Here is a 17,915-nt window from a genome sequence, read left to right as displayed (position 1 = left end):
GCAGGGTCGGATGCGGCTCTTCTCGGAGGCGAAGGTCAGGTCTCGGCCAGGGGCGCGTAATCGGCCGGGTCGTCGAAGCCCGCCGTCCAGGCCACGGCTTGGCGGCAGGTCGTGACGTCGGGCGGCACGCGCAGGAAGTAGCGCCGCCCGGTCGAGGGACAGGCGACCGAGACGCAGACGAGGGGCTCGTCGTTCTCGAGGGGGACGCGCAGCAGGCGCCGCTCGCCGCCGGGATCGCGGTCGGCATCGAGCTCCTCGGCCGCGGCCGCCGCCATGAAGGCCTCGAAGCCGAAGCGCTCCAGCATCACCCGGCGCCGCTCGGCATTGCGCTCGCCCAGGATCTCGCCGATTCCGAGTTCGTGCGGCCTGAAGGCGATGCGCGCATCGACCGGCACGCCGCGCCAGCGCAGGCCGATGCCCGCCAGATGCGCCGGCACCGCCGTGAGGCCGGACCCGGCGACGTCGATCCAGGAGGTCACGCGAAACCCCTCCGGCACCGCGTCGATCCGGCCGCAGCCGGCGATGTCGAGCTGGGCGACCATCCCCCGCGGCGGCAGCGCGTCGATCAGGGCGCAGTCGCGCAGGTTGAGCCGGCCGCCGCGCAGGATCAGGTCGTCGGGCAGCCGCGCCAGGGCGGTGCAGCCCTCGAGGTCGAGGAAGGCGGACGACAGGCCGGGCGGCAGGGATTCGAGCGCGAGGCAGTCGCTCAGATCGACGGTGCCGGCGCGCAGGGAGGCCGGCAGGGCCGTCAGCCGGTGGCAGGCGCGGGCGGAGAGCCGGTAATCGACCCGTACGCCGTCGCCGATCCGGGCGATGGATGATCCGTCGAGCACCAGTTCGCGGCAGCGGAGCGCGTCGAGCTGCTCCAGCCGGCTCTCCGGCGCCAGGATCCGGTGGCAGACGAGGCCCGCCGGCAGGGTGCGGGCGGCCTCGTTGCGCGGCATGTCGAGCCGGTCGAGCACCGGGCCGGCCTGGTGATCGAGGAGGCGGTCCTGCGGGCGCAGGACGACCCGGGCGGGCGGGCGCGCCGCGGCGGCCATCGGCATCCCGCTCAATCCTGCACCGTCACGATGCGCGCGGGCGTGTATTCGCGCTGCCGCCAGACCCGGTAGGTGCCGCGATCGAGGGTGATCGTGCCGTGCTCGTCGTGGACGACGCGGGCCGTTTCGGCGAGCACGTCGAGGTAGAAGCAGCCCTCGCCGGCGAACAGGGCGGCGGGATCGACGACCCGGTGGCTGTGGCCGGTCAGCTCGCCATGGGCAAGCACGGTATGCGGCAGCGGCCGCGCGGCCGCCTCCTGCGGCAGAGCCGGGACCCCTTGTATGAAGATATCACCCTGTCGCCACATCTCGGGCTCCTTTTTCGCGGTCGGGACCAGCAAAACGGACGCGATGTCGACCGATAGTCTTTATGCGGCTCATGATCATCGGCCCGCCCGGAGAGGATACACCCTGGGGCATTCAGTCTCGAGCCGCGGACCGTGAGGCCATATCTATTAGTGCGGAAACCTATCGGACGTTCGACTTACGGTCAACCAGCCTCAAGGTGACCGCCGCCGATCCGGGTGACGACCTTCCTCCGTGACGGCAGCGTCCTCCCGGCACGCCGGCCGTGCGACGGGCGGATCGCTCTCGCGAGGGCGATCCGCCTACAGGTGCTTGAGGCCGTAGCTCGCGAGGAGCGGCAGAAGCTCGTCGCGGGCGCGGAGGCGGTGCCGGCGCGCGGCGTCGAGCGCCGGACCCGGATCGCCCGCACGGATGGCCTGCGCGATCGTCCTGTGCTCGGCGACCGAGGCTTCCAGGTTGCGGCGCAGGTTGAGCGTCAGCATCCGCGCCCGGTGCGACTGATCGTTGACGGTCTGCACGATCCGGCTCATCCGCCTGTTGCGCGCATGCGCGATCATCGCCGCGTGGAAGGCGCCGTCCGCCTCGCCCCAGGCCGGGAGGTCGTCGCGGCCCTGCGCCTCCTCCATCGCCGTCGTGAGCGCGTCGAGATCCTGCGCCGCCGCGAGGCGCTCGGCCTCGGGCAGGGCCGCCACCAGCTCGGCCGCCCGGCCCTCGATGGCGATGATCACGTCGTAGATCTCGCGCATGTCGTCGGGCGCGAGCGCCAGGATCAGGATGCCCTTGCGCGGCAGGACGCGGACGAGGCCGTCCTCCTGCAGCCGGATCGCCGCCTCGTGGACCGGGGTCCGGCTCATCCCGAGCCGCAGGGCGATCTCCTGCTCGGAGGCCTGGTAGCCCGGCGCGAAGGTCGCGTCGCGGATATTGGCCCGCATCGCCGCGTAGGCGTCGTCCACCAGCGAGGTGCGCTTCTCCACCCACTCGCCGGACGGCGACTCGTCCTGCGGAGCCTTGTGCGCCGGTCCGACCGGCTCCGTTCCTGTCGGCCGAGCCCGCACCATCCCGACGCCTCCCTCGATGTGCTTCACGCATATCACCTTCCATGCCAGCTGCGGAACAAGGGTTGACACCGCGATCGCGATCCCTCAACCGTATTCCAGCTTGCATGGAAGATGGCGCTCAAGCAGAAACGGCAGTGCCACGGCAGCGGGAGGGAACGATGGACGCCTCGCTCGAGACAGCGACCATGCGCCGGGTCTCATGGCGCCTGGTCCCCTTCATCTGTCTTCTCTACTTCATCGCCTTCATCGACCGCGTGAATATCGGCTTCGCGGCCCTGACGATGAACAAGGATCTCGGCTTTTCCCCGGCCGTCTTCGGCTTCGGGGCCGGCGTGTTCTTCTTCGGCTATTTCCTGTTCGAAGTGCCCTCGAACATCATCCTCGACAAGGTCGGGGCACGCCTGTGGATCGCCCGGGTGATGATCACCTGGGGCCTCGTCTCGGGTGCCTTCGCCTTCGTGGAGGGCGAGACCAGCTTCTATGCCCTGCGCTTCCTGCTCGGAGCGGCGGAAGCCGGCTTCTTTCCCGGCATCATCCTCTACCTGAGCTACTGGTTCCCGGCCCGCTACCGGGCCGGCGTGGTCTCGCTGTTCATGGCGGCGGCCCCGATCTCGGTGGTGCTGGGCTCGCCGCTCTCGAGCGCGCTGCTCGGCATGGAGGGCATCCTCGGCCTGCACGGCTGGCAATGGATGTTCCTCATCGAGGCGGCCCCGGCCGTCATCCTCGGGGTCGTCGTGCTGTTCTACATGACCGACCGGCCCGAGAAGGCGCAATGGCTCCGGGAGGACCAGCGCGCCTGGCTCGTCGCGGAGATGAACGCGGAGCGTTCGGCCCGGCAGACGGCCGCCAGGCACGGCATCCTGGCGGGCCTTGCCGATCTCCGCGTCCTGGCCCTGGCCCTGGTCTATTTCGGCACCTCGGCCGGCCTCTACACGCTCGGCATCTGGGCGCCGCAGATCATCAAGGGCTTCGGCCTCTCCACCATGGCGGTCGGCTTCCTCAACGGCGTGCCGCCGACCCTGGCGGTCGTGGCGATGATCCTGTGGGCGCGGCATTCCGACAGGACCGGCGAGCGCACCTGGCACGTCGTGATCGCCTGCCTCGTCGCCTCCCTGGGCCTGCTCCTGGCCGGCGGCGCGGCCTCGGCCGTGGCGGTGGTCGCCGCGCTCAGCCTGGTCAATGTCGGCATCAGCGCGGCCAAGCCCCCGCTCTGGGCGATGCCGACGATGTTCCTGTCCGGCCCGGCCGCGGCGGTGGGCATCGCCACGATCAACTCGATCGGCAATCTCGGCGGATTCGTCGGTCCCTGGGCGATCGGCTGGATCAAGGACCGGACCGGCAGCTTCGCCGGCGGGCTGATCTTCGTCGCCGGGCTGCTCGCCCTCTCGGCCGTCGTCACCCTGATCGTCGCCCGCGCCGGTCGGCGGAGCCCGGCCGCCGACGCCGTCGCGCACTGATCCCGTCCCCCCATTCCCCGCGGAGACCCGTCATGACCAAGACCTACAGAATCGCCGCGATCCCGGCCGACGGCATCGGCATCGAGGTCATCGCCGCCGGCATCGAGGTGCTGAACGCGCTCGCCGGGAAGACCGGCACGTTCCGGTTCCGGTTCGACCACTTCGACTGGGGCTCGGACTACTACAAGACGCACGGCGCGATGATGCCGGCGGACGGCCGCGAGCAGATCCGGCACCACGACGCGATCTTCTTCGGCGCGGTCGGGGCGCCGGACGTGCCCGACCACATCTCCCTGTGGGGCCTGCGCCTCGCCATCTGCCAGCCCTTCGACCAATACGCCAACGTGCGCCCGACCCGGATCCTGCCCGGGATCACGAGCCCGCTGCGCCACGTCTCCGGCCCTGAGCTCGACTGGGTGATCGTGCGCGAGAACTCGGAGGGCGAGTATGCGGGGGTCGGCGGGCGCGTCCACCAGGGCCACCCGGAGGAGGTCGCCACCGACGTGTCGATGATGACGCGCACCGGCGTCACCCGCATCATCCGCTACGCGTTCAAGCTGGCGCAGTCGCGCCCGCGCAAGCTCCTCACCGTGGTGACGAAGTCGAACGCCCAGCGCCACGCCATGGTGATGTGGGACGAGATCGCCGCCGAGGTCGCGCAGGACTTCCCGGACGTGACCTGGGACAAGATGCTGGTCGACGCCATGACGATGCGCATGGTGATCAAGCCGGAGACCCTCGACACCATCGTGGCGACGAACCTGCACGCCGACATCCTGTCGGACCTCGCCGCGGCGCTGGCCGGCTCGCTCGGCATCGCGCCGACCGCGAACATCAACCCGGAGCGCAAGTTCCCGTCGATGTTCGAGCCGATCCACGGCTCGGCCTTCGACATCGCCGGCAAGGGCATCGCGAACCCGATCGCCACCTTCTGGACCGCCTGCCAGATGCTGGAGCATCTCGGCGAGGCGCCGGCGGCCGACCGGCTGATGCGCGCGGTCGAGCGGGTGACCGCCGATCCGAGCCTGCACACCCCCGACCTCGGCGGCCGCGCGACGACCCGCCAGGTCACCGATGCCGTCATCGCGGCGATCCAGGGCGACAACGAGTAAGACCGCAGCGCCTTCGAACAGATCCGTTCGAAGGCGCTGGCTAAGCCCGAACGGGCGCCGGCGCCGATGCATCGGCGCGCTGGTGGGGGAACGCCGCGATCCGGCTCCCTGACCCGTCGGGGAGCCGGAAGCGCGCCGTTCAATCCTCGTCGGGCGCCGCCATCGCCGCGTCCAGCAGGAACTGGCCGATATAGAGGTCCTGGAGCGCGATCCCGGAACTGTCGAAGACGGTGATCTCGTCCGGAGCAGTGCGGCCGGGACAGCGCCCGTCGAGCACCGCGCCGATCGGGTTCAGGACCAGCGCACCGGCCTCGATCCGCTCGCGGACGTGCTGGAACTCGCCGATCTCGATCGATTGCGAGGGCAGGTCGCAGAACAGGCGCGCCCGCTCGTAGAGCGCGGTCGGCAGCTCGTGCTTGCCGCGGGCGTCCGAGCCCATCCCGGCGACATGCGTGCCGGGGCGCACCCACGCCGCCTCGAACAGGGGTGCGCGGGCCGGGGTCGCGGTGACGATCACGTCGGCGGCGCGGCACGCCTCCTCCGGCGTCGAGACCCGCACGTCGAGGGTGACGCCCTGCTGGCCGAGCCGGGCGGCGAAGCTCTCGGCCTTCTCCCGCTCGCGCGCCACGACGTGGAGGCGCGTGAGGGGGAGGATGCGGGCCAGCGCGCCGACCTCGTAGAGCGCCTGGTTGCCGGCGCCGAAGATCGCCAGCGTCCCGCTGTCGGGCCGGGCCAGGGCCTTGGCCGCCACGGCGTCGGCGGCGGCCGTCCGGTAGGCGTTGGCGGCGGCGGCCTCGACCACCGCGCCGATCCGCCCGCAATCCTGGTCGATCAGCAGGATCGTCGAGTTGTGCCGCGGCAGGCCCCGGGCGGGATTCTCGTGCCAGAACGCCCCGACCTTGAGGCCCGCCAGCTCCGCGGTGGCGCCCGACTTGATCGAGAAGGTGTTGCGCGGGTCCGAGGCCCGGGCGATCACCGCCGGGAACACGGTGGCCCCCTCGGAGGCCGCCGCGACCAGCGCCCGGCGCACGGGCTCGAACGCCGCCTCGTGGGAGATCAGGCGCGAGGACCGGGATTCGGGAATGAAGGTGGCCATGGCTCAGTCCTGCTGCCGGTAGAAGCCGAGGATGGCCTTGGTCTCGAGATATTCCTCCAGGCCCTCGCGGCCGTATTCCCGGCCGTTGCCCGAGCGCTTGTAGCCGCCGAACGGCGCCTGCGGGTCCCAATCGGGAGCGTTGAGGTGGACCTGGCCGGCCCGGATCCGCCCGGCCACCGCCCGGACCTGCTCCATGTCGGTGCCGTGGACGTGGGCGCCCAGCCCGTAGATCGTGTCGTTGGCGATCTCGACCGCCTCCTCCACGCCGTCATAGGGCAGGATGGCCAGGACCGGCCCGAAGATCTCCTCCTGGGCGATCGCCATGTCGCGGCGCACCTCGGAGAAGACGGTCGGCCGGGCGAAGAGGCCGGTCGTGAGGCCCTCGGGCCGCCCCGGTCCGCCGGTGACGAGCTTCGCGCCCTCCTCGATGCCGATCCGGATCATCTGCTGGATGCGGTCATACTGGGCCCGGTTGGCGATCGCCCCGTGGGTCGTCTCCTCGCGCAGCGGATCACCGACCAGGAACCCGGCGGCGGTCTTGCGCGCCAGGGCCTCGACCTCGGCGAGACGGCTGCGCGGCACCAGCATCCGCGTCGGCGCGCTGCAGGACTGGCCGAGGTTGCGCATCGCCGCGGCGACGCCGAGCGGGATGCAGCGCGCGAGATCCGCATCCGGCAGCACGAGGTTCGGCGACTTGCCGCCGAGCTCCTGGGCCACGCGCTTGACCGTGGGGGCCGCCGCCTGCGCCACCAGCACGCCCGCCCGCGTCGATCCGGTGATCGAGATCATGTCGACCTCCGGATGGGTGGAGAGGGCTTCGCCGACCACCGGCCCGGTGCCGTTGACGAGGTTGAACACGCCTGCCGGGCAGCCGGCCTCGTGCATCACCTCGGCGAAGAGGAACGCGCTCAGGGGCGACAGCTCGCTCGGCTTGAGCACCACCGTGCAGCCCGCCGCGAGCGCCGGGCCGACCTTGGCGGTGATCTGGTAGAGCGGCCAGTTCCAGGGCGTGATCAGCCCGCAGACGCCGATCGCCTCGCGGGCGATGGCGGTGGTGCCGCGCTGCGACAGGAACGGGAAGGTCGCGAGCAGGTCGCGGGCGACCCGCAGATGCGCGGCGGCGAGCGGCACCTGCGCCTGGCGCGCATACGTGATCGGGGCGCCCATCTCGGCGGTCAGCGCCTGGGCGAACAGCTCCAGCCGCTCCATCACCAGGCCGTGGACGCGGTCGAGCAGGGCGGCGCGCTCGGCCGGCGCCGTGCGCGACCAGGCCGGGAAGGCGCGCCGGGCGGCGGCGACCGCGTGCTCGACCTCTGGCCCGCCGCACAGGGCGATCTCGGCGACCACCGTCTCGGTCGCCGGGTTGACGACGCCGACGCGCTCCGAGCCCGCCGGATCGCGCCACGCCCCGTCGCTGTAGAAGCGGCCGAGGCGGCCGACCTCGGTCAGGTGCCGAAGGGGGTCGGTCATTGGAAGCGGTCCTTGATCCGGTAATAGGTGCCGACCAGCGGCAGGAACCAGGGCGGGCCGAAATGGCCGGGAATGGCGGGCCAGGCGAACTGGCTCCAGGGGTTCAGCTCGGCGCGGCCATCCATGACCTCGGCCATGATCGTGCCCATCAGGGTCGACATCTGGGTGCCGTGGCCGCTGTAGCCCATCGAGTAGTAGATGCCGTCGCGCTCGCCGGCGCGGGGGAGGCGGTCGCGGGTCATGTCGACCATGCCGCCCCAGCAGTAATCGATGCGGATGTCGGTCAGCTCGGGGAAGACGTCGTGCAGGGCGGTGCGCAGGATCGCGCCGCTCTTCTCGTCCGAGGCCGGGTTCGAGACGGCGAAGCGGGCGCGGCCGCCGAAGAGCAGCCGGTTGTCGGGCGTGGTGCGGAAGTAGTTGACGAGGTTCTTGGTATCGACCGCGTTGCGGCGGCGCGGGGTCAGCCGGTCGAGCATCTCCACCGGCAGCGGCTCGGTGACGATCAGGAAGGCGCCGACGGGCACGACGCGCCGGCGCACCCAGCCGAGCGGGCCGGCCTGCGAGATGCCGCTGGCGAGCAGGACCTGCTTGGCCCGGACGGTGCCGTTGGGCGTGCCGACGAGGTGGCCGCCGCCCGGGGCGGCCTTCAGACTCGTCATCGGGCTGCGCTCGTGGACCGCGACGCCGCGCCGTGCGGCGGCCTCGGCCAGGCCCCGCACGAAGCGCCCGACATGCAGGGCAGCGCTCTTGCGGTAGATCAGGCCGCCGTAATAGCGCTGCGACCCGATCTCGTTGCCCAGGTCGGCGCGGCTCACCATCGCGGTGTCGGGATCGACGGTTGAGGCGAGCAGCTCCTGGCTGCGCGCCAGCTTGTCGTAATGCTCGGGCTTGGCCGCGAGCTTGATCTTGCCGACGCGGGCGAAGCTGCAATCGATCGATTCTTCCCGCACCAGACGCTCGACCGTGTCGACGCCGGCATCGAAGGCACGGTAGAGCCGGTCGGCGACCTCGCGGCCGAGCTTGCCCGAGAGCGTGCCGTAATCCTGGGCGAAGCCGTTGTTGCACATGCCGCCGTTGCGGCCGGAGGCGGCGTTGCCGATCGTCTCGGCCTCCAGGAGGACGACCCGGGCGCCCTTCTTGGCCAGCGCCAGGGCGGCGGAGGCCCCGGTCAGGCCGCCGCCGATCACCGCGACGTCGTAAGAGCCCTCGACCGGCCCCTTGGCGCCGCCCGAGAACGGCGTCGACGTGTCCAGCCAATAGGATGTGAGCTTCATAGCGGCCCCGGAATCTTCGAGTGCGGGAGAGGCGGCGTCGGCCGACGTCGCGGCTGTCCTAGTGGAACGACTGGTTGGCGAGGGCGAAGAGCCGCGCCGGCCCGGTCGGCGGCACGGCGCCGCGGACCATGGTGAGGGCATCGCCGACCTGGGGAAGGCCGATCTCCGTCAGCCACGGCGAGAGCTGCGCGGCGTCCGGCGCGTCGATCCGCACGAAACGGCCGTCGAGGGGGGCGAGCGCCGCCTCGATCAGGCGGCGCGCCTCGTCCGGGCTCCCGGCCACGACCGGGCCGATGACGTGCCCCCGGCCGAAGAGGCGGGAGACCGCATAGCCGGCGGGGACGCCGCCCCGCATGAGGAGAGATCCCTCGCCGGCCGCGATCAGACGGTCCAGCATCGCGCGCCGCTCGAACCCGGTCGCCTCCCGGTCGAGCCGCGCGACGGCCTCGATATCCGCCGGCTCCATCGCCCGGACATCCGCGTCCGGCACGGACGCGCGGTGACGCCGGTACGGGCCCTGATGCTGCCGGACGGTGCCGACCGGCCTGAAGCCGTAACGCGCGTAGAGCGCGCGCGCCTCGGCGGTCGCGTTGAGCAGGACGGTCCGCGGTCCGGCCGCCGCGAGCAGCGCTTCCACCAGCCGCGTCCCGTAGCCCCGTCCCTGCGCCGCGCCCGACACGATGATCATGCCGACGGTCGCGTGGTCCTCGCCATCGGGAAACCACGCCGCCGTCCCGATCACCGCACCGTCGCGCTCCAGGGCGAAGCCCCGGCCGACCTGAAGCGCGAAGTCCCAGTCCTCGAGCCGGTAGGGCCAGGACAGCTCCTGCGAGAGCGCCAAGGCACCGGGCAGATGCGCCGCCGCGAAGGGCACCAGGGCGACCGGATCGGTCTCGGTCCGGCTTTCCGGGAGGAGGGTGGCGGTGTCCATGGTCGGAGGGTGTCTCGCGCGGGTTGCAGGATGGGGCGGGCGAGGCCCGCCCATCGGTCGCGAACGGCGTCCGCCGGAGACCGACGGCTTTCGCGCATCGTCCAGTCGGGCACAGGCGGTCCGAGCGGAGCCGCAAGGTGCAGCCCCGGCTGGATTGATCGTTCTGCGTCGTCGTCTTCGCCGGGCCGGCGAACGATCCGACGATCGCTGCCGTGCGCCGTCCGAAAAAGGTCAGATCATCATCGTCTCTTGCTGCGGCGACGGCAGGTCGGCGGGATCGTCGTGAACGAGGCTCAGCTCAAGGCATGGGCTGCCAGGCCGTAGATCCCCGGACGCCCGGGCTCGACCGGGGGGAGCGGCGCGCCACGGGTCAGGGTCTTCGTCGTGTCGAACAGGCGCAAACCCGCCGCTTCCAGGAAGGTGCGGAGCACGCCGGAGGGCTGCCGCGTGTCGAGGCGGACGAACTGCCCATCGAGACCGACGAGCAGGGCGGCGACGAGCTTCACGGCATCCTCCTCGCTCTCCGCCACGACCGGGCCGATGACGCAGCCCCGCCCGAACGCGCGGCGCATGCCGTAGCCGACGAGGCGCCCGTCGCGGCGGAGGCCGCGGATCTCGGCCGTCTCGGCGAGATGCGCCATCAACCGGGGCCGGGCGGCTCCGAACGCCGCCGCGTCCAGGGCCTCGACCTCGCCGATCCCGGCCGGCGCGATCGCCTCGACATCCTCCGCGAGGCCCGGGACCGAGGCGGCCCAGGGCGTGGCGTAGCCCTGGCACTGATAGACCGTCGCCTGCAGCTCGAAGCCGAGCGAGACGTAGAGGCGATAGGCGGCGCGCGTCGAGTTCAGGATCAGCCGGCGGTCGCCGCATTCCTCGAGGAGGCGGTCCATCATCCAGCGCCCGCCGCCATGGGCCTGAACCCGCGGCGTCGTGATGACCATGCCGATGGTCGCGCAATCCTCGCCATGGGGAAACCACATCGCCGAGCCGAAGACGCGGCCGATCGCGTCCAGGGCGACGATGCCGTGTCCAAGGGACCGGAGCGCGTCCCAGTCGCTCGGGCGATGCGGCCACTCGACGCCGAGAGACAAGGCGTGGAGCGCGTCCACGTCGACGGAGGCGATGTCCTGCGGGGCAAGCTCGAAGGACTTCAGCCGCATCGTGTTGAGGGACGTCGTCACCACATCAACTCCTTTCGGCCGGCACCTCGGGGCGCGACCCGGACCCGAGGCCCGTGCCGCCTCTCCATGACGCCACCGTTCGCCGTAAGATGCGCCGGATCGCGCCGACATTTCCGCTGGAGATTGGGCGGTTTTCGGAATTTTCGCCCGAAGCCTCCCGATTTACGGCAGGAGCCCCCGGCTTTCGTCGATAGGGTCGAGGTGGTTCGAGGAGAGGCGGGCGATGCGCCGCGCGCTGTCCGCCCTCTCCAGCCCTCCACGCCGCCATGATAGCGACCCGCCGCGTCGCAGCCGGCCAGCCGATGGCCGGCCGGGCTCGCCGCAGGGCTCTCACGCCGAGGAAACAGGCATGTCCCTTCTCGTCACCATCGACACCGACCCGCAATTCGAGCCGAAGCCCGGCCTGCCGCTGCCCGAGCGCCTGATCGCCGGCTCGCCCGAGTTCAAGACCTGGGCGCAGGACGAGTCCCGCGACGGGATGATCAAGAGCGGCATCTGGGAGGCCACCCCGGGCGAGACCCACTCGATCAAGGGCACCACCTTCGAGTTCTGCCACATCCTCTCCGGCCTGGTCGAGATCGAGGAGACGGGCGGCGAGACCAAGACCTATCGGGCCGGCGACAGCTTCGTGATGAAGCCCGGCTTCGTCGGCATCTGGCGGACGATCGAGACGGTGCGCAAGATCTACGTCTGCGTCTACGAGTGAGCGTGGCCCGGCATCGGGCCCTCTTCGCGAATGTGAGAAGGCGGCCGCGAGGCCGCCTTTTTTCGGCTGCCGCAGGGCCGGCGCGCGATCCTTTCTCCCTTGCAGCGGCGGGACGATCCGCGCCCCATCATGTCCCGACCTTCTCGCGGACGAGCCCTGCACCGGCAGGGGGACGGAAGTCACCGGAAGTCCGTTCCGCGGGGCCGGAGCAGGGGAGGGGACATGCCAGACGGCGCCCCGATGCCGCGCGAAGCCCGGATCGGAGCCCGACGACGCCGGGACGGCAGAATGTTGCGTGTCGTGCCGGGCTCGCGGCAGGGCCGGGGGGCCGGCGACCCGCCCGATGCCGGCGAGGCGGCAGCCTGCATGTCCCATCCCCGCCCTTCCGTACTATCGCCGGCCAATCCCCGCAGGGGATCATGGTCACGCCGAGGGCTTTCCTCCAGGCACGGCATCTGCGCCACTCCTCCGGCGATGTCGGACCCCCGCTATTCTGCATATCGGCGGGCATAGACCCGACCTCGACTGCGCGCGGCGGCCCACCGGGCGGGCCACGACCGGCCTCGCTCCCGGGGCTACCGCTGCAGCACGCGCGATGCGTGCGCGACGGGGTGCCGCATAAATTTTGCCGGGACCGCATATTCGCAATTTTGTGCCGTCCCTCTCCGTCGTTTCGGTGCAATTCACGAGGCGGCTCCGCCACACTGCTTGCATCGAGAACCGGGCCGGGCATCGATCCTCCAAGGATTGCGGAGGGCGAGGGCACCGGACAGACTCGGATGGCGCCGGCCTTCGCCATCCGCGGAGCATCACCTGCCGCCGCCCGGATCCACGGCGGCGTCGGAAAGGCCCTCCCGCCCCGGGCGTGGAGCGGCACGGTACCTTTTGGGCAAGTCCCGCGAGATCGGATGTCGCCCGTTCCCCGGGCTCCGACGACCGATCCGCCTGCATCCTCGTGTTGGCCACCGACGCGGAAGAGCGGCCCGCGGCGACCCGTCCTCCCCTTCCCGCCGAGCCGCCGGCCGACCATCGTCGAACCAGGAGAAATGCAATGAGCGACCCGATTGCCAACTGGACTCCGGGTGACGACACGATGGTCGAGAATGCCATCCGGCGCGGCGCCGACCGGCGCGAATTGCTGCGGATGCTGCTGGGCGGCGGCGTCGCCCTCTCGGCCGGCGGCGCGATCCTCGGCCGGGCCGGCGCGGCGCTGGCGGCCGAGCCGGTGAAGGGCGGCCACCTCAAGATCGCCGGCTTCGCGGCCTCGACCGCCGACACGCTCGATCCGGCCAAGGCCTCGAACGCCACCGACTACACCCGCTGCTGCGCCCTCTACAACCGCCTGACCTTCATCGACGGCGCCGGCCTGGTGCGGATGGAACTGGCCGAGAGCGTCGAGAGCACCGACGCCAAGACCTGGACCGTCAAGTTGCGCAAGGGCGTGACCTTCCACGACGGCAAGAGCCTGACGGGCAAGGACGTCGTCTTCACGTTGAAGCGCCACCTCGATCCTGCCACCGGCTCGAAGGTCGCCACCCTCGCCAAGCAGATCACCGAGGTCACGGCCGACGACCTGACGGTCACGATCACGCTGGCCGCGCCCAATGCCGACCTGCCGACGATCCTCGGCCTGCACCATTTCATGATCGTGGCCGACGGCACCACCGACTTCTCCAAGGGCAACGGCACCGGCGCCTTCATCCTCAAGGAATTCAAGCCGGGCGTGCGCTCGGTCATGGCCCGCAACGCGAACTACTTCAAGAAGGGTCCGTACTTCGACAGCTTCGAGTATTTCGCGATCGCCGACGAGCCGGCGCGCCTCAACGCGGTCCTCTCCGGCGACGTCCATGTCGGCGCCAACCTCAACCCGCGCTCGCTGCGCGTCATCGAGGGCAACGCGTCGATCGCTCCCTTCGTCAGCAAGCTCGCCACCTACACCAACCTCAACCTGCGGCTCGACCTCGCGCCCGGCGACAAGGCCGGCGTCGCCGAGGGCTTCAAGTACCTGATCAACCGTCCGGTGATCCAGAAGTCGGTGCTGCGCGGCCTCGCCGAGATCGCCAACGACCAGCCGATCCCAGCGTGGAGCCCCTACTACAACGCCGAGTTGAAGCAGCGCGAGTTCGATCCGGAGCGCGCCAAGTCGCTGTTCCAGAAGGCCGGCCTCCTCGGCCCGGAGGTTCGCATCGTGGTCTCCGACGCCGCCAGCAGCTCGGCCGACTACGCTGCCGTGCTCCAGCAGGCCGGCGGCAAGATCGGCCTGAACCTGGTGATCGACCGCGTGCCTGCGGACGGCTACTGGTCGAACTACTGGCTCAAGGAGCCGTTCTCCGCCGGAAACATCAATGCTCGGCCGACGCCGGACATCATGTTCTCGCTGTTCTACCAGTCGAGCGCGCCGTGGAACGAGAGCCGCTACAAGTCGGAGAAGTTCGACGCAATGCTGCTCGAGGCCCGCGGCCTCCTCGATCTGCCTAAGCGCAAGCAGATCTACGGCGACATGCAGGCGATGGTGGCCAACGGGGCCGGCACCGTGATCCCGGCCTTCCAGTCGAACCTCGACGGCGTGACGCCGAAGCTCAAGGGGTTGGTCGCCAACCCGCTCGGCGGCATGATGGGCTACACCCTGCCGGAATACACCTGGTTCGGGGCCTGACCGCCATCCTCAGCGGGCCCTGGCGGGTGATCCGTCACCCGCCAGGGCCCTCGTGCCAGAAGCAGCGCATGGGTCGTCCATGAACTCTCTCATCCTCCGCATGATCGCGGGACGCATCGTGGTCACCCTGATGACGCTGCTGATCGTCGCCATCGTCATCTTCTGCGCGACCACTCTCCTGCCGGGGGACGTGGTCCAGATCCTGCTGGGCCAGTCGGCGACCCCCGAGGCCGTGGCGGGCCTGCGCCAGGCGATGCATCTCGACCAGCCGGCCGCCCTGCGCTTCCTGCTCTGGCTGAAGAACCTCGCGACCGGCGATCTCGGCGTTTCCTACGTCAACGGCATCCCGGTCGCCGAGCTGATCGGCAACCGGCTGGCGAACTCGCTGAAGCTCGCGGGCGTGACCGCCGCGCTCTCGGTGCCGGTCGCCCTGACGCTCGGCATCACCGCGGCGATCCTGCGCGGCACCCTCGTCGACCGCCTCGTCGCGGTCGTCACCATCGCGGTGATCTCGGTCCCCGAATTCATGGTCGCGACGCTCGCGGTGATCGTCTTCGCGGTCACTCTCGGCTGGCTTCCGGCCCTGTCGATGACCGGCGACGTGACCACGCTCGCGGGGCTGATCAAGGCGTTCGCCATGCCGGTGATCACGCTCAGCTTCGTCATCTCGGCGCAGATGATCCGCATGACGCGGGCCGCGGTGATCGAGACGTTGAGCGCTCCTTACGTCGAGATGGCCTTGCTGAAGGGGGCCTCGCGCCGCCGCATGGTGCTGCACCACGCCCTGCCCAACGCGCTCGGGCCGATCGTCAACGCGGTGGCCTTGTCCCTGTCCTACCTCCTCGGCGGCGTCATCATCGTCGAGACGATCTTCAACTATCCGGGCATCGCCAAGCTGATGCTCGACGCGGTGGCGACCCGCGACCTGCCGCTGATCCAGGGCTGCGCGATGATCTTCTGCTTCGCCTACCTCCTGCTGATCACCATCGCCGACATCGTCACCATCGTCTCCAACCCGAGGCTGCGCCACGCATGAGCGTCTCCCTGTCCAGCACGCGACCGGTGCGCCGCTGGCGCCTCGGCTACCGGATCAGCCCGGTCGGGGCGGTCGCCTTCCTGGTGATCCTGGCCTGGGCGGTCGTCGCGGTGACCGCGCCCCTGATCGCGCCCCATCCGGTCGGCGAGATCGTCGATTTCGACTTCTTCCAGCCGATGTCGGCCGCCTACCCGATGGGGACCGACTATCTCGGGCGCGACGTGCTCTCGCGCATCCTGTTCGGCGCCCGTTACACGGTGGGGATCTCGCTCGCCTCGGTCGCGCTCGCCTGCTTGACCGGCGTCACCCTCGGCATGGCGGCGGCGGTGATCGGCGGTGCCTTCGAGGCGGCGCTCAGCCGCTTCCTCGACGCGCTGATCTCGATCCCGAGCAAGATCATGGCGCTGGTGCTGGTGGCGGCGATCGGCTCCTCGATGCCGGTCCTGATCCTGACGCTGGCGGTGATCTACACCCCGGGCTCGTACCGCTTCGCCCGGGCGCTCGCCGTCAACGTCAACGCCATGGACTACGTCACCGTGGCGCGGGTGCGCGGCGAGCGGCTCGGCTACCTCATCCGCGCCGAGATCCTGCCGGGCATCGTCGGCCCGGTCCTGGCCGATCTGGGCCTGCGCTTCGTCTTCATCGTGCTGCTCCTCTCCAGCATGTCCTTCCTGGGCTTGGGGGTGCAGCCGCCGAACGCCGATTGGGGCGCCCTGGTGAAGGAGAATATCGGCGGTCTGTCCCTCGCCGCCCCGGCGGTGATCTTTCCCTCGCTCGCCATCGCGAGCCTGACGATCAGCGTCAACCTGCTGATCGACAACCTGCCCCAGAAGATCCGCGACCGGAGCGCAGACGCATGAGCCGCCTCGTCGAAGTCCGCGATCTGAGAATCCAGGCGCGCACCGATGCCGGCCGCATCGTCGAGATCATCCGCGGCGTCTCGTTCGACATCGACGAGGGCGAGATCGTCGCCCTGATCGGCGAGAGCGGCTCGGGCAAGACCACCATCGCCCTCGACCTGATGGGCTATACCCGCCCCGGCTGCCGGGTCACCGGCGGCACCGTCACCCTCGACGGCGTCGAGATGGGGGCGCTCTCCGAGGGCGAGCGGGCGCGGATGCGCGGCTCCCTCGTCTCCTACGTGCCCCAGAGCGCGGCCGCCGCCTTCAACCCCGCCCACACGATCATGGACCAGGTGGTCGAGGTGGTGCGCATCCACGGTTCGATGCCGGTGGCGGAGGCCCGCACCAAGGCGGTCGGGCTGTTCCGGGCGCTGGCCTTGCCCAACCCCGAAACGATCGGCGAGCGCTATCCGCACCAGGTCTCCGGCGGCCAGCTCCAGCGCCTGTCGGCCGCCATGGCGCTGATCGGCGACCCCAAGCTCGTGATCTTCGACGAGCCGACCACCGCCCTCGACGTCACCACCCAGGTCGAGGTGCTGCGCGCCTTCAAGGCGGTGATGCGCAAAGGCGGCATCGCGGGCGTCTACGTCTCGCACGACCTCGCCGTCGTGGCGCAGATCGCCGACCGGATCATCGTGCTGCGCCACGGCGAGATCCAGGAGGCGGGACGCACGGCGGACATCCTGGAGCGGCCGCAGCACCCCTATACGCGCCAGCTCCTGGCGGCCTTCCGGCCGGGCGCGGCGCCGCGCCCGGCCCGCCTCGATCAGGACGAGGCGCCGCTCCTCGTGGTGCGCGACGTGGTGGCCGGCTACGGCAAGAGGGACGCGAACGGCCTTCCGGCCCTGCGCATCCTCAAGGGCGTCAGCCTCGAACTGGCCCGCGGGCGCAACCTCGGCATCGTCGGCGAATCGGGCTGCGGCAAGTCCACGCTGGCCCGGGTCATCGCCGGAATCCTGCCGGCGGCGAAGGGCGAGATCCTGCTCGAGGGCCGGCCGCTCGCACCGGATTTCCGCCAGCGCCGCCCCGAGGACCTGCGCGACCTCCAGATCGTCTTCCAGTCCGCCGACACCGCGCTCAATCCCCACCAGTCGATCGGCGAGATCTTAGGCCGGCCGCTCGCCTTCTACCACGGCCTGGGCGGGCGGACGCGCGAGGCGCGGATCGACCAGCTGCTCGACATGGTGCGGCTGCCCCGGCCCTTACGCCATCGTCGTCCCGGCGAACTCTCGGGCGGCCAGAAGCAGCGCATCAACCTCGCCCGCGCCCTCGCGGCCGACGCCAAGCTGATCCTGTGCGACGAGATCACCTCCGCGCTCGACACCGTGGTGGCTGCGGCGATCATCGACCTCCTGAAGGAACTGCAGCGCGAGCTGTCGCTGTCCTACCTGTTCATCAGCCACGACATCGAGACCGTGCGGGCGATCTGCGACGAGGTGGTGGTGATGTACAAGGGCGAGAAGGTCGAGCAGCTCCGCCCCGACGTGAATGACGGCCGGCCGACGCAGCCCTATTCGCGTCTCCTGTTCTCCTCCGTGCCGCAGCTGCGCACGGGCTGGCTCGACGGCCTGGCGCAGGATCCCGAGCTGACCCGGGCCTTCGCGCAGCGCTGACGCTCCGGCCGACGAGGCGGATACGCCTCGTCATAGAAAATCATGCAAAGTCGATGACATATGGCAGCGCGCGCGTG

General features: G+C 70.6%; 15 protein-coding genes. 7 read left to right on the top strand and 8 right to left on the bottom strand.

The genetic code is table 11. The annotated features are described in order from the left end of the window. Positions 1 to 35: 35 nt before the first annotated feature. The 3 genes from VQ03_RS30810 to VQ03_RS02170 all read right to left on the bottom strand — a co-directional run bounded on the left by VQ03_RS30810 (position 36) and on the right by VQ03_RS02170 (position 2,404). Positions 36 to 1,046, bottom strand: coding sequence for a DUF6745 domain-containing protein (locus VQ03_RS30810; RefSeq protein ID WP_053078358.1), 1,011 nt, complete (start codon positions 1,044 to 1,046; stop codon positions 36 to 38). A gap of 5 nt (positions 1,047 to 1,051) precedes the next feature. After that, on the bottom strand, positions 1,052 to 1,348 hold the full coding sequence (locus VQ03_RS02175; protein WP_048449217.1) for a hypothetical protein: 297 nt from the start codon (positions 1,346 to 1,348) through the stop codon (positions 1,052 to 1,054). A 300-nt stretch (positions 1,349 to 1,648) separates the two neighbouring features. After that, entirely contained in the window at positions 1,649 to 2,404 is a 756-nt protein-coding gene (locus VQ03_RS02170) for a GntR family transcriptional regulator (protein ID WP_083467718.1), read from the bottom strand. A gap of 158 nt (positions 2,405 to 2,562) precedes the next feature. On the opposite strand from VQ03_RS02170, the gene VQ03_RS02165 reads away from it, so the two are divergent. After that, the gene (locus VQ03_RS02165; RefSeq protein ID WP_048449216.1) at positions 2,563 to 3,861 is read left to right on the top strand and encodes an MFS transporter; all 1,299 of its coding nucleotides are present in this window, start codon (positions 2,563 to 2,565) and stop codon (positions 3,859 to 3,861) included. 32 nt (positions 3,862 to 3,893) lie between these two features. Next, a complete protein-coding gene (locus tag VQ03_RS02160) occupies positions 3,894 to 4,973 on the top strand; it encodes a tartrate dehydrogenase (RefSeq protein ID WP_048449215.1) in 1,080 nt (359 codons plus the stop codon). Between the two features lie 139 nt (positions 4,974 to 5,112). On the opposite strand, the gene VQ03_RS02155 is transcribed toward VQ03_RS02160, so the two are convergent. From VQ03_RS02155 to VQ03_RS02135, 5 genes are all read right to left on the bottom strand, one after another. Continuing rightward, entirely contained in the window at positions 5,113 to 6,069 is a 957-nt protein-coding gene (locus tag VQ03_RS02155; RefSeq protein ID WP_048449214.1) for an ornithine cyclodeaminase family protein, read from the bottom strand. 3 nt (positions 6,070 to 6,072) lie between these two features. Beyond that, positions 6,073 to 7,539, bottom strand: a complete 1,467-nt coding sequence (locus VQ03_RS02150; protein WP_048449213.1) for an aldehyde dehydrogenase family protein — start codon at positions 7,537 to 7,539, stop codon at positions 6,073 to 6,075. Then, a complete protein-coding gene (locus tag VQ03_RS02145; RefSeq protein WP_048449212.1) occupies positions 7,536 to 8,813 on the bottom strand; it encodes an NAD(P)/FAD-dependent oxidoreductase in 1,278 nt (425 codons plus the stop codon). Before VQ03_RS02145 ends, VQ03_RS02150 begins: the two co-directional genes overlap by 4 nt. Positions 8,814 to 8,871: 58 nt before the next feature. Next, entirely contained in the window at positions 8,872 to 9,744 is an 873-nt protein-coding gene (locus VQ03_RS02140; RefSeq protein ID WP_048449211.1) for a GNAT family N-acetyltransferase, read from the bottom strand. A 293-nt stretch (positions 9,745 to 10,037) separates the two neighbouring features. After that, positions 10,038 to 10,904, bottom strand: coding sequence for a GNAT family N-acetyltransferase (locus VQ03_RS02135; RefSeq protein ID WP_048449255.1), 867 nt, complete (start codon positions 10,902 to 10,904; stop codon positions 10,038 to 10,040). Between the two features lie 370 nt (positions 10,905 to 11,274). On the opposite strand from VQ03_RS02135, the gene VQ03_RS02130 reads away from it, so the two are divergent. The 5 genes from VQ03_RS02130 (at position 11,275) to VQ03_RS02110 (ending at position 17,838) form a co-directional block, all read left to right on the top strand. Then, complete coding sequence (locus VQ03_RS02130; RefSeq protein ID WP_048449210.1) at positions 11,275 to 11,631, top strand: cupin domain-containing protein; 357 nt, start codon at positions 11,275 to 11,277, stop codon at positions 11,629 to 11,631. Positions 11,632 to 12,682: 1,051 nt separating this feature from the next. Continuing rightward, positions 12,683 to 14,287 (top strand): ABC transporter substrate-binding protein, encoded by a 1,605-nt coding sequence (locus VQ03_RS02125; protein ID WP_048449209.1) that lies wholly within the window; start codon positions 12,683 to 12,685, stop codon positions 14,285 to 14,287. Positions 14,288 to 14,366: 79 nt separating this feature from the next. Further along, positions 14,367 to 15,323: an ABC transporter permease gene (locus VQ03_RS02120; RefSeq protein WP_048449208.1), complete on the top strand. Its 957-nt coding sequence runs from the start codon at positions 14,367 to 14,369 to the stop codon at positions 15,321 to 15,323. Then, the gene (locus tag VQ03_RS02115) at positions 15,320 to 16,183 is read left to right on the top strand and encodes an ABC transporter permease (RefSeq protein ID WP_048449207.1); all 864 of its coding nucleotides are present in this window, start codon (positions 15,320 to 15,322) and stop codon (positions 16,181 to 16,183) included. Before VQ03_RS02120 ends, VQ03_RS02115 begins: the two co-directional genes overlap by 4 nt. Further along, the gene (locus tag VQ03_RS02110; protein ID WP_048449206.1) at positions 16,180 to 17,838 is read left to right on the top strand and encodes an ABC transporter ATP-binding protein; all 1,659 of its coding nucleotides are present in this window, start codon (positions 16,180 to 16,182) and stop codon (positions 17,836 to 17,838) included. Before VQ03_RS02115 ends, VQ03_RS02110 begins: the two co-directional genes overlap by 4 nt. Positions 17,839 to 17,915 lie beyond the last annotated feature (77 nt).

Origin of the sequence: Methylobacterium tarhaniae (assembly GCF_001043955.1) — a bacterium.
In the GTDB taxonomy this organism is placed as follows: domain Bacteria; phylum Pseudomonadota; class Alphaproteobacteria; order Rhizobiales; family Beijerinckiaceae; genus Methylobacterium; species Methylobacterium tarhaniae.
Note: the sequence above shows the minus strand (reverse complement) of the source record. Positions and strands in the feature narration are given on the sequence as shown.